Raw genomic sequence first — 11827 nt, forward strand, 5'->3', positions numbered from 1 at the left:
TAATTATCGTAATAAAAAGAAATACTGAAATATATTAAGTGAATAAATATAAGTATAAGGATAAATATTAAATCCTTTTTGTCTTTAATTTTCATTGTAATGGTTAAATTTAACTAGAAATTGTTTCAGGATTATAACCTAAATAAGGAACTTTTTTATTTGAAAATGAAATACCAAACTCTTTAAGTTCATTTAAAATGGGTTCGTAAATTTCTTTTGAAACTGGTATTAAAACACCTTTGGCGTTAATTTCTCCATTTAATATTTTTAAAGTGGCAATTGCAACTGGAATACCAACAGTTTTTGCCATAGCAGTATAAATTTGATTGTCTCCTTTACAAACCATACTACTTTCAATTTGATGTTTTTTTCCATTTAATTCATATCCTATTAAATGTTGCATAACAATCATATCTATATCGTGTTCTTTAAGTGTCCAGCTATCTTTTAATATTTTTTCTAAAATTTGTGCCGGAGTAGCATTATCTAAACCTACTTTTTTATTCGGATTAAAAATATCGATTTCCAAAAGTTTATCCCAGATAACATCATCTTGGTCTATTTTTAAGTAATGGCGTAATTTTAATTCTACAGAATCATTTGGGCTATAAGCCAAAAATGAATTTGTAAAATCGCGATAACTCATATTAATTGAATCTTCAATTGTATAGCTGTCATCCGTCATTCCTAACTGCACAAAAATATTCCATGCTCTCGAGAAGCCAACTCTTCTAATTGTTCCTCTATAAAGTGTTAGAATATTGTTTAATCCATAAGCAGTCTTATATTTTAAGGAATCTCTATTGGCGTAACCTTCAAATTTTCCGTAACCATCAATAGTTAAAATTTCGGTTCTTCTAAATAATTTATGATATGGAATATATTTGTATTTTCCTTCTTGTAAAAATTTGGAAGCACCACCTTGTCCTGCTAAAACTACGTTTCGAGGGTTCCAAGTAAATTTGTAGTTCCATAAATTATCATCACTTTCAGGAGCAACTAAACCTCCGGTAAACGATTCGAAAAGAAGTATGTTACCACCTTTATTTCTAATGCCATCAATTAGATGCATAGCACTCATATGGTCAATTCCTGGATCTAGTCCAACTTCATTTAAAAATATAAGATTTTGGTTTATAGCTTCATTATTTAGTAATTTCATTTCTTTTGAAACATAAGATGCTGTAACTAAATTTTTCTTGTATTTTAAACAATCTTTTGCAATTTTAATATGTAGAGCAGCAGGGAGCATTGAAACAACAATAGAAGCGTTCTTTATTGCTTTTGATCTTTCAACTTCATTAAAAATATCAAATGAAATGGCTGTGCCGTTTTTATGATGTTGAATTTTGCTACTCGCAAGCTCAAGAGAAAAATCTGCAACTGTAATATGCAAATTCTCCGAGTCGGATTTTTCTAATAGGTACGTAATTAAGGAAGAAGATGATTTTCCAGCTCCAATTATTAAAATATTTTGCATTTTATTTTTTTTCAAAGATGCTACAAATACGAAAATACTAATTTAAAAAGTTATAAATGATTTTAATAATATTAATTATTTTCTGAATTTACTTCATCCAAGATTTCTTTTGCCTTTTCATAATCAGAGGAATTTACTTTTAACCGGTATCCTTCCGAAGATGGTAGCCCAGTATAGGTAACATTTGAATCTAATATAAAGCTAATAATATTATTATTAGCTAAAAGAGTTTTGGCAATTTGCACTTGATGTAATAAACTAGTTTTTAGGATAGTTAATAATTTTCCATTTTGATTTTCCATAAGATTCGTTTTTACTTAAAGATAAGAATATTAATTAAATAATGTATTATATATTTGGTTCATAAAACCATATAAAATGAATAAAAATTTGTTTGTAACTGCAATTTTAGGTGCTACTACAATTATATTAGGCGCTTTTGGAGCACACGCCTTACAAGAAACTTTAAGTTTACAGGAGCTTAAAAGTTTTGAAACAGGTGTGCGTTATCAAATGTATCATGTGTTAGTATTACTGTTTGTTAACACTTTTAAAAACTTTACTAAAAAGAGTAAAAATGTAGTAAGCATGTTGTTTTTTGTAGGGATTTTGTTTTTTTCAGGGTCTATTTATGCAATAACCTTTGGTGTAGATGCTAAAAGCATTTGGTTTGTAACACCTTTAGGAGGTTTAATACTTATTGTGGGGTGGATTTTCTTGGCAATTGAGTTTCTTAAGAAAAAAGCTTACTAAAACAAATAAAATTTATTGAATTATAGTTGTAGACATAAAAAAGATGCGTTTTTTTAGGTTTAATCGAAATCGTATTCGCAAAATTATAAATAATTTACAGTGAGTTAAAGTTCAGTATATGAGGTAAATACGTAATGAAAACGTTTTAGTAAATAGTTGTTTTTTACTGACATATGTCATAAGTAGGAACCTTTCTTTATATGTAAATTTGTTAAAGAAATTATTAGAAAAAAGTAATAAAAAAATAATTGAATAAATAATAGATTAAAACAAGATTTATGGAAGTTTTAAACCAATCAGTAGTAAAGTCATTAAATGACTTAGGAATTAAAGATGTAAAAGAAGTTATTCACAATCCTTCTTACGAAGTTCTTTTCGAAGAAGAAATGAAACCAGGATTAGAAGGTTTTGAGGTAGGTCAATTAACAGAATTAGATGCTGTTAATGTAATGACAGGTAAATTTACTGGTCGTTCTCCTAAAGATAAATTTATTGTTAAGGATGATGCAACTAAAGAAAACTTTTGGTGGAATTCTGAAAAAGCACCTAATGATAACAAACCAACTACACAAGCTGTTTGGAATGAGCTTAAAGGTTTAGTTACTGAGGAGTTATCTAATCAAAGATTATTTGTTGTAGATGCTTTTTGTGGAGCAAATGAAGATACAAGATTAAAAATACGTTTTGTTGTTGAGGTAGCTTGGCAAGCACACTTTGTAACAAATATGTTTATTAAACCAACTGCAGAGGAATTAGAAAACTTTGGTGAGCCAGATTTCGTTGTAATGAATGGTTCTAAAGTAACAAACCCTAACTGGAAAGAACACGGATTAAATTCTGAAAACTTTGTTCTTTTTAACTTAACTGAGAAAATCCAAATTATTGGTGGTACTTGGTATGGTGGTGAAATGAAAAAAGGTATGTTCGCTATGATGAACTACTATTTACCATTAAGAGGTATTGCTTCTATGCACTGTTCAGCAAACGTTGGAGAAGAAGGTGATGTTGCAATATTCTTTGGTTTATCAGGAACTGGTAAAACTACTTTATCTACTGATGCTTCTCGTAAACTTATTGGAGATGACGAGCATGGATGGGATGATGAAGGTGTATTTAACTTTGAAGGTGGATGTTATGCAAAAACTATTGATTTAGATAAAGATGCTGAGCCAGAAATTTATGGAGCAATTAAAAGAAATGCTTTATTAGAAAACGTAACTGTTGATGCTAATGGTAAAATTGATTTTACTGATGGTTCTGTAAGTCAAAACACTCGTGTTTCTTACCCAATCAATCATATTGAAAACATTGCAGTACCTTCTAAAGCAGGTCACGCTGAAAAAGTAATTTTCTTATCTGCAGATGCATTTGGTGTATTGCCTCCAGTTTCTAAATTAACTCCAGAGCAAACTCAATACCACTTCTTGTCTGGATTTACAGCTAAGTTAGCAGGAACTGAAAGAGGAATTACTGAGCCAACTCCAACATTCTCAGCTTGTTTTGGTGCAGCTTTCTTAACTTTACACCCAGTACAATATGGAGCAGAATTAGTTAAAAAGATGGAAGCTCACGGAGCAGAAGCTTACTTAGTAAACACTGGATGGAATGGTTCTGGAAAAAGAATTTCTATTCAAGATACAAGAGGAATTATTAATGCAATTTTAGATGGTTCTATTGAAAAAGCGGAAACTAAAAACATTCCAATTTTCAACTTAGAAGTACCAACATCATTACCAGGTGTTCACACAGAGATTTTAGACCCTCGTGATACTTATGCTGATGTTGCAGAATGGGATAAAAAAGCAAATAAATTAGCTGGTTTATTCATTGAAAACTTCGAGAAATATACAGATAACGAAGAAGGAAAAGCTTTAGTAGCAGCTGGACCTCAGTTATAGTAAAATAGATTTAGGTTAAGAAAAAGGCTCGCAATTTGCGAGCCTTTTTTTTGTATTATATTTTTTTAATTTTAAAATAAACCATTAATTTGAGCGTCTATTTTATCTATTATAAAACCTAAATCTTCCTGGTTATCTACAAAGTTTAAATTATCTACATCAATTATTAAAAGTTTACCCTTATCGTATTTTGTTATCCAGGCTTCATACCGTTCGTTTAGTCTACTTAAATAATCTATACTAATAGAATTTTCATAGTCTCTTCCTCTTTTATGAATTTGACCAACTAAAGTTGGAATTGAAGCTCTTAAATAAATTAATAAATCGGGAGGCGAAACTAATCGTTCCATCAATTCAAATAAAGAGTCATAATTTTTGTAATCTCTATTTGGCATTAATCCCATAGCATGTAAATTAGGGGCGAAAATTCGAGCATCTTCATAAATAGTTCTATCTTGGATTATGTTTTTACCACTTTCTCGAATTTCAAGTATTTGTCTAAAACGACTGTTTAAAAAGTATACTTGTAAGTTAAACGACCAACGTTCCATTTCTCCATAAAAATCATCTAAGTAAGGATTTTCTTCAACAGACTCGAAATGAGGTTCCCACCTAAAATGTTTGGCTAATAATTTTGTTAGAGTGGTTTTTCCAGCTCCAATATTCCCAGCAATAGCAACGTGCATAATTTATAAATACCTTAGTTATAAGTGGATAAAGGTAATTATTTTTTTTATTTTTCAACGGTACTAAATTAACACACTTAGTAAATTAGCTTATATCCAAAACCTCGAACGTTAATTATTTGAATGGAAGGGTCTAATTTTAGCTTTTTTCTTAGTTTAGTAATAAATACGTCCATACTGCGGGCGTTAAAGAAATCATCGTTTCCCCAAAGTTTTTTTAAAATAAAAGATCTTTCTAATACTTTATCTTTGTGTAGAATTAAATGATGTAGTAATTCAGATTCTCTGTGTGTTAAACTTGTAGTGGTGTTTTTGTGTGTTAGGGTTTGTTTTTGTAAATCGAAAGTAAACTCACCTAATTCAATTGTTTGTAATGTATCAATATTTTTTTTTCTTTTTAGTAAGGCATTTATTCGAACTATTAATTCTTCCATACTAAAAGGTTTTTTTAAATAATCGTTTCCGCCTAGATTAAAACCTTCAACTACATCTTCTGTTTGAGATTTTGCTGTTAAAAAAATAATTGGAATATTAGGGTCTTCTTTCCTTATTTCTTTCGCCAATGTAAAACCGTCTTTTTTAGGCATCATAACATCCAAAACCAATAATTCTGGGCTTTCAATTTTGTATGTTTTGTATGCCTCTTCACCATCAACACAAAGCAAAACTTCGAAATTTCGCATTTCTAAACTTTCTTTAACTATTTGTCCTAGTGCAGGTTCGTCTTCAGCTAATATTATTTTTACAACATTATTCATTTAGTAATTCAATTTTAAATACAGTTTCACCTTTAGAATTATATAGAATTGAAATAATTCCATTGTGTTTTTCAATAATTTTTTTTGTGTAATAAAGTCCAATACCAAACCCTTTTACATTATGTGTATTTCCAGTTGGTATTCTATAAAATTGTTCGAAAACTTTATCTTTTTGATTATTTTGAATTCCTTTTCCGTTATCCCAAATTAAAATTTCAACCCCTTTCTTTAATTTGTTTTGTTCTGCATATATTGTATTTCCTCCGTATTTTATTGCATTATCAATAATGTTACTTATAGCATTTTCAAAATGAAAAGCATCTACATTTATGGTTATATCGCCATTTTTGTTACAAAAGTTAAATTGTTTTTCGGGATTTAAAATTTGGTATTTTTCAACTAAGTTTTTTAATAAATCGTTTATTATAATAGGTTCTTTGAAAAGTTCCAATTCTTCTTGTTTTAAAGTAGCGGTTTCCAATAATTTTTCTACCATTAAATGTAGTTTTTTGGTTTGGGAGGAAGCCATTTCTACATATTTTTCAGATTTATTTTTGTCTTCTAACGCTTTAAAATTTTTCATAGCTTCTAACACAGTAGAAATAGTAGCAATTGGGGTTTTAAATTCGTGGGTAATGTTACTAATTAAATCGTTTTTAACTTCGGCTAATTGTTTTTGCGTATTAATAGTTTTAAGTAAATATAAAATACTAGCTATAATACTTATTGAAAGTAAAAGAGATAGCAAAATACTTACTAAGGATTCCTTTAAAACTTCCGCAGTTGTATTGGTGAATAATAATTCAAGTTTGCTGCGATGGGGTAAATAGTGCGATTTAGAATTAACTTTTAAGTGTTTTTTATCAAAATTTTCAAGATTTAATGATTGGGTTTTTGTTTCAAAATTATCAAAACCTTTCCATTCATAATATTTAAAATTTAAAGCGTAATTTACGTCTATATCATTCCTAGTAAACTCTTCTAAGATATAACTGTTTAATTTGTTTAAATCTAACGTGTCTTTAGAAAAAGAAACCACAACTTTGGTTATTAAACTGTCTATGTTTTTTGCAAAAACATCCGAATTTCCGAAATGAGAAATTACATTTTTTCCATTTTTAATTCCAAAGTTTTTTTCATTTTTTCCAATGAGAAAAACTTTGTTACTATCTTGTTTTTGAATATGTTTTAAAGTACTATCTATTTTTTTAAACATCGATCTTCTCGATTTTGTTTGTAACCGGATAGTATCACTTTTATTATTAGTGCTTGTAGAATCTGGAGTAGTTAAAGTAATAAAACTAGATTTAGTTATGTTGGCAAAATAATCTTCAACAGCGTTGTCTAAACTTCGTGTAACTCTACTGGTTAAATGTTCTTTATTAATTTGGTATTCACGGTAATTCCAATAAACTTGAACAGCAATAGTAAATACTATTACACTGGCAATAATGTATATAATTGTTTGGTGCCGTTTATTATTCATATTCCAAAGGTAACGATAGAAATGTAAAAATCACACTTGGTTAACAGTTGTTAACACTGTTTAACTGTAATAAAGACTTCAACATTATATATTTGTACTGTAATTTTAAAATGAATATTTATGATGTCGAGTATTTTTAAACTGGTTTATGGAGTGTTATTGCTTTTTTCATTTCAAATTTCTGCTCAGGGTTTTCAGGGTGTAGCAACCTATAAAACAAAAACAACCTTAGATGTTGATCTTGAAAAATCTGGTATTCCAGCGGATAGAATTAAACAAATTAAAGAAATGATGAAGAGTAGGTTAGAGAAAACCTACAAGTTGACTTTTAATAAAACTGAATCTGTTTATGCCGAAGAAAAACAATTAGAAAACTCTGGAATGGGTGGAAGAGGAATGCGTTTTATGATGTTTAGTGGTGGAGCTTCAGGCGATTATTATAAAAATATTCAAACAAAAAAAAGCGCAAAGGAAAATGAATTTAGCGGTAAACAATTTTTAATTCAAGACAATTTAACCGATTACCAGTGGGAAATGGAGCAAGAAACCAAAACTATTGGAAATTATTTATGTTTTAAAGCAACTACTGTTGTAAAAATGCCAGCCCCAAGAGAAATGAGATTTGGTAGAGGAAGACCAGGAGCACAACCAAAAGATGATGAGAAAAGAGAAGAGCCAAAGGAGCCAGAATTAGTTGATACCGCTGTTACTGCTTGGTATACACTCGATGTTCCGGTTGGTCACGGTCCCAGTGATTACTATGGATTACCGGGGTTAATTTTAGAGTTGTCTTATGCTAACACCAATATTATGTGTACAAAAATTACCATAAACCCAAAGGATAAAATTGAGATTAATGAACCTAAAAAAGGTAAAAAAGTTTCTCAAGTAGAATACGATAAAATTATTCAAGAAAAGATGTTAGAAATGCGCGAACGTATGCAGAATGAACGTCAAAAAGGAGGTTCAGACGGTCGTAGAATGAGAATAGGAGGTTAATAAGTATCTATTTTTAAAAATTATTAGTTTTTAACTAAGAAAATTATCAAATGAAAAATTATCTTATTTTGTTTTTAATGTTTTTCGCATCTTTTTATGCAAGCTCACAAAATGTTAAATTAGAAGGTTTTGTTAAAGATGCAGAAGGAAATCCTTTAGAAATGGCAAATGTTATTGCCTTTAAAAAGGGAACAAATTTTTTACAATCCTATTCAATTACAGATCAAAATGGAAAGTATAAATTAAGTCTAGAAGATGCTGAAGAATATACTATAAAAATTAGTTATTTAGGGTTTGATAATTTAAATACCGACATAGAAATTGATAACAACGATAAAGATTTATCCAAAGATTTTGTCTTAGTACAAGCTAGTGAAAGTTTAGATGAAGTGGAAATAACCTACGAAATGCCGGTGAAAATTGTAGGAGATACAATTGTTTATAATTCAGATTCGTTTACAACAGGAGCAGAAAAGAAACTTGAAGATGTATTAGAAAAATTACCAGGAATTGAAATTGATGAAAATGGAGAGGTGGAAGTAGAAGGTAAAAAGGTTCAAAAGGTATTAGTTGAGGGAAAAGAATTTTTTGATGGTGATTCAAAATTGGCAACTCAAAATATCCCTGCTAATGCTGTAGACAAAATTCAGGTGTTAAGAAACTATAATGAAGTTTCGGGAATGAAAGGTGTTACGAATAATGAGGATAATATAGCATTAAACATTAAATTAAAAACAGGAAAAGATAGTTTTTGGTTTGGAGATGTAACCGCTGGTGCCGGCGATAATGAAAAGCATATTGTAAAACCAAAATTGTTTTATTACAGTCCAAAGAAAAGTATTAATGTACTTGCCGATGTAAATAATATTGGAGATGTTCCGTTTACAATGCGAGATTATTTTCGATTTACAGGTGGTTTGCGAGGTGCTATGAGTGGTGGAGGAACTAGTTTTAATGTTTCCTCTGGAGGAATGGGTTTTGCAACTATGCAAAACAATAGAGCTTTAGAAGTAGATTCTAAATTTGGAGCACTTAACTTTAATTTTTCGCCTAAAAAAACATTAGATTTAAATGGATTTGCAATTGTAAATGATTCTGAAACCACAATGTTAACGGAATCTAGAACTATTTATAATCAATCTGGTGATGTTGATATTAAAGATGTTAACGCGCTTCAAGGAAGTGAGCTAGCAATGTTAAAATTTAGTTCAACCTATAATCCAAATACAAATATGCATATAGATTATGATATTTTTGGGAAGGTTTCGAGACAAACAGAATTGAATGATGTAACTTCATCTTTTGATGGTGATATAGATACAAATTTAGAAGAAGAAACAGGTTCGTTAAATCAAAATTTCAATTTGTATTATAATATAGATGAAAACAATATTTTTGCAGCAGAATTACAACATTTATATCAAAATGATGAACCATTGTATAACGCGCTTACAACTAGACAGCCGTTCGATATAATTCCAATTACTCAAGATAATGACGGGGATCTAATTAATTTATTTCAAAATAGTAAAACCAATACTAATAAATTTGATGCCAAATTAGACTATTACTACTTGTTGAATAAAAAAAGTAATATAAATGTTCGTTTAGGAGCAACATTTTCGGGGCAAGATTTTAATACCTCTATGAGTCAAGAATTATCAGATGGAAGTGTTATAAATTTTAATAATGAAGAACTAATTAATGATGTAAATTATAATTTTTCAGATGTGTTTTTAGGTTTGTATTATAAAGTGCAATTAGGAGATTTTACATTAAATCCAGGAGTTACGGTACATCAATATAATACGAAAGATATACAATTGGGTTCAGAAAATAAAGATGATTTGGTAAGAGTATTACCAGATTTTTACGCAAAATACGACTTTAATTCTTCAGCAAATATTAGATTTAACTATGGGATTACTTCTCAATTTTCTGATGTGGAAAATGTAGCCGAAGGTTATTTGTTAAGTAATTACAATTCGTTAACGCAAGGATTTAGAGATATAGAAAGTTCGCTTAGACATCGTTATTCATTAAACTTTTTTAGTTTTAGTATGTTTTCATTTACTAATATTAACGCAAATATTAGCTATACTAAAAATGTAGATAATGTAACAAAATCATCAAGTCCATTAGGAGGAGGAAATAGAATTTCAACAATATTAAATTCGGATTTTTCCGATGAAAGCCTATCAGGAAGTTTTAGATATGATAAAACATATAGTAGATTAAAAACAAGGTTTAGCACCTCAATTTCACAAAATATTTACAATAATATAATTAATAATATTTGGTCAAAAACAAAATCGTTAACACACAGTTACAAAGGAAGTGTGGCTACAAAATTTAAAAATGCGCCAAATTTTGAAATTGGGTATCAAAAATCATTTACCGATTATACTGATACAGGAAGTACAACCGATAGGCCTTTTGCAAATTTTGAAGCAAGTTTTTTAAAGAATTTTATTTTTACAGCAGATTACAGTTACTACAATTACGAAAATGATGAAGGTACGGTAAAGAATGATTATTCTTTTCTGGAAGCTGCATTGTACTATCAGCAAAAAGATAGTCCTTGGGAATTTAAATTATCAGTTGATAATTTAACCGATAATGAATCAATAAATAGAGATAGTTTAAATCAAATTGTGGATAGCAATACTACTTCATTGTACTTTGTACAACCCAGAATTTGGATGTTTACAGTAAAATATAATTTGTAATTAATATGAAAAAGAAAAAATCGTCAAGTTTGTATATGAGAATTATACATAGATATTTAGGCTTTTTTTTAGCTGGAATTATGACAGTTTATGCCATAAGTGGAATTGTATTAATATTTAGAGATACGGATTTGTTTAAAACTGAAAAACAGATTGAAAGGAAAATTAAGCCAAATACCGAAATATCGGCTATAGCAAAAAGTTTAAGAATTCGAAACCTTAAAGTTGAGAAAACTGAAGGAGATATTGTGTATTTTCAAAATGGAACGTATAATAATAAAACAGGCATGGTAAATTATACTTCCAAAGAACTTCCATTTGTTTTAAACAAGTTTACTCATTTGCACAAAGCAACATCAAGTGATCCGTTGTTTTTCTTAAATATTTTCTTTGGTGTTTCATTGTTGTTTTTTGCAGTTTCATCTTTTTTAATGTTTGTACCTAAATCAAAAATTTTTAAAAAAGGAATATATTTTGCAATAGCAGGTTTTGTTTTTACTATTATTATTCTGTTTGTGTAAAATTTTCCGTTTTATAGTGTTTAAATTATAGAACTTATAATAATGATTAAAACTTTAACATCTTATTAATAGGAATATTTTGTAATTTTGCACTTGCAATGAAGCAATTTATTTTAAAAATAACATCAATTTTAATGGCATTTGTAGTTTTTTTATCTACAATGTCCTTTACTATTGATACACATTATTGCGGCGACTTTTTAGTAGATGTAGCTTTGTTTTCTAAGGCAGATCCTTGTCAAGGTGAAAAAGAAGAGTCTGGTGTTGAGAGCTGTGGTTCATCCGAAAAGAACTGTTGTAGTAATGAAAATATAGTTGTAGATGGTCAAGATGAATTACATTTAGATATTTTTGATTATTCATTGTTAGATCAGCAATTATTTGTTGCTGCATTTACCCAGTCTTACCTATCTATATTTAAAGATTTACAAAAAAATCTTATCCCTTTTAACACTTATGAACCTCCCAATATAGAGGTTGATGTACAAGTGTTTCAACAAGTTTTTAGAATTTGATT

The 11827-nt window shown here is 29.0% G+C and carries 11 protein-coding genes; 6 read left to right on the top strand and 5 right to left on the bottom strand.

Annotated elements, in window-relative coordinates; translation table 11 throughout:
- Positions 1-109 precede the first annotated feature (109 nt).
- The gene (locus tag Q0776_RS06170; protein WP_298366058.1) at positions 110-1480 is read right to left on the bottom strand and encodes a saccharopine dehydrogenase family protein; all 1371 of its coding nucleotides are present in this window, start codon (positions 1478-1480) and stop codon (positions 110-112) included.
- A gap of 71 nt (positions 1481-1551) precedes the next feature.
- Positions 1552-1782, bottom strand: a complete 231-nt coding sequence (locus Q0776_RS06175) for a DUF2007 domain-containing protein (protein WP_298366060.1) — start codon at positions 1780-1782, stop codon at positions 1552-1554.
- Between the two features lie 76 nt (positions 1783-1858).
- Between Q0776_RS06175 and Q0776_RS06180 the strand changes: the two genes are divergently transcribed.
- Both Q0776_RS06180 and pckA read left to right on the top strand, forming a co-directional pair.
- Positions 1859-2233, top strand: a complete 375-nt coding sequence (locus Q0776_RS06180) for a DUF423 domain-containing protein (RefSeq protein ID WP_298366061.1) — start codon at positions 1859-1861, stop codon at positions 2231-2233.
- 278 nt (positions 2234-2511) lie between these two features.
- On the top strand, positions 2512-4131 hold the full coding sequence (pckA, locus tag Q0776_RS06185; RefSeq protein WP_298366063.1) for a phosphoenolpyruvate carboxykinase (ATP): 1620 nt from the start codon (positions 2512-2514) through the stop codon (positions 4129-4131).
- Positions 4132-4202: 71 nt separating this feature from the next.
- On the opposite strand, the gene Q0776_RS06190 is transcribed toward pckA, so the two are convergent.
- From Q0776_RS06190 to Q0776_RS06200, 3 genes are all read right to left on the bottom strand, one after another.
- Positions 4203-4817: a deoxynucleoside kinase gene (locus Q0776_RS06190; RefSeq protein WP_298366065.1), complete on the bottom strand. Its 615-nt coding sequence runs from the start codon at positions 4815-4817 to the stop codon at positions 4203-4205.
- A gap of 77 nt (positions 4818-4894) precedes the next feature.
- Complete coding sequence (locus tag Q0776_RS06195) at positions 4895-5575, bottom strand: response regulator transcription factor (protein ID WP_298366068.1); 681 nt, start codon at positions 5573-5575, stop codon at positions 4895-4897.
- Entirely contained in the window at positions 5568-7061 is a 1494-nt protein-coding gene (locus Q0776_RS06200; protein WP_298366070.1) for a HAMP domain-containing sensor histidine kinase, read from the bottom strand. The genes Q0776_RS06195 and Q0776_RS06200 overlap by 8 nt, the downstream gene beginning before the upstream one ends.
- Before the next feature lie 120 nt (positions 7062-7181).
- On the opposite strand from Q0776_RS06200, the gene Q0776_RS06205 reads away from it, so the two are divergent.
- The 4 genes from Q0776_RS06205 (at position 7182) to Q0776_RS06220 (ending at position 11825) form a co-directional block, all read left to right on the top strand.
- Positions 7182-8060 (top strand): GLPGLI family protein, encoded by an 879-nt coding sequence (locus Q0776_RS06205; protein ID WP_298366071.1) that lies wholly within the window; start codon positions 7182-7184, stop codon positions 8058-8060.
- 50 nt (positions 8061-8110) lie between these two features.
- On the top strand, positions 8111-10789 hold the full coding sequence (locus Q0776_RS06210; protein WP_298366073.1) for a carboxypeptidase regulatory-like domain-containing protein: 2679 nt from the start codon (positions 8111-8113) through the stop codon (positions 10787-10789).
- A gap of 5 nt (positions 10790-10794) precedes the next feature.
- The gene (locus Q0776_RS06215) at positions 10795-11310 is read left to right on the top strand and encodes a hypothetical protein (RefSeq protein ID WP_298366075.1); all 516 of its coding nucleotides are present in this window, start codon (positions 10795-10797) and stop codon (positions 11308-11310) included.
- Between the two features lie 98 nt (positions 11311-11408).
- Positions 11409-11825 carry a hypothetical protein gene (locus tag Q0776_RS06220; RefSeq protein WP_298366078.1) on the top strand — a complete coding sequence of 139 codons (417 nt, stop codon included), beginning with the start codon at positions 11409-11411 and terminating at the stop codon, positions 11823-11825.
- Positions 11826-11827 lie beyond the last annotated feature (2 nt).

This window comes from uncultured Lutibacter sp., assembly GCF_947495725.1.
Lineage (GTDB): Bacteria > Bacteroidota > Bacteroidia > Flavobacteriales > Flavobacteriaceae > Lutibacter.

What these genes read in the sequence shown, in the direction of transcription:
- Q0776_RS06180 (WP_298366061.1), top strand. Translation starts at nt 1,859, where the DNA reads ATGAATAAAAATTTGTTTGTAACTGCAATTTTAGGTGCTACTACAATT.
- Q0776_RS06170 (WP_298366058.1), bottom strand. Translation starts at nt 1,480, where the DNA reads ATGCAAAATATTTTAATAATTGGAGCTGGAAAATCATCTTCTTCCTTA.
- Q0776_RS06215 (WP_298366075.1), top strand. Translation starts at nt 10,795, where the DNA reads ATGAAAAAGAAAAAATCGTCAAGTTTGTATATGAGAATTATACATAGA.
- Q0776_RS06190 (WP_298366065.1), bottom strand. Translation starts at nt 4,817, where the DNA reads ATGCACGTTGCTATTGCTGGGAATATTGGAGCTGGAAAAACCACTCTA.
- Q0776_RS06200 (WP_298366070.1), bottom strand. Translation starts at nt 7,061, where the DNA reads ATGAATAATAAACGGCACCAAACAATTATATACATTATTGCCAGTGTA.
- Q0776_RS06195 (WP_298366068.1), bottom strand. Translation starts at nt 5,575, where the DNA reads ATGAATAATGTTGTAAAAATAATATTAGCTGAAGACGAACCTGCACTA.
- Q0776_RS06210 (WP_298366073.1), top strand. Translation starts at nt 8,111, where the DNA reads ATGAAAAATTATCTTATTTTGTTTTTAATGTTTTTCGCATCTTTTTAT.
- Q0776_RS06175 (WP_298366060.1), bottom strand. Translation starts at nt 1,782, where the DNA reads ATGGAAAATCAAAATGGAAAATTATTAACTATCCTAAAAACTAGTTTA.
- pckA (WP_298366063.1), top strand. Translation starts at nt 2,512, where the DNA reads ATGGAAGTTTTAAACCAATCAGTAGTAAAGTCATTAAATGACTTAGGA.
- Q0776_RS06205 (WP_298366071.1), top strand. Translation starts at nt 7,182, where the DNA reads ATGATGTCGAGTATTTTTAAACTGGTTTATGGAGTGTTATTGCTTTTT.
- Q0776_RS06220 (WP_298366078.1), top strand. Translation starts at nt 11,409, where the DNA reads ATGAAGCAATTTATTTTAAAAATAACATCAATTTTAATGGCATTTGTA.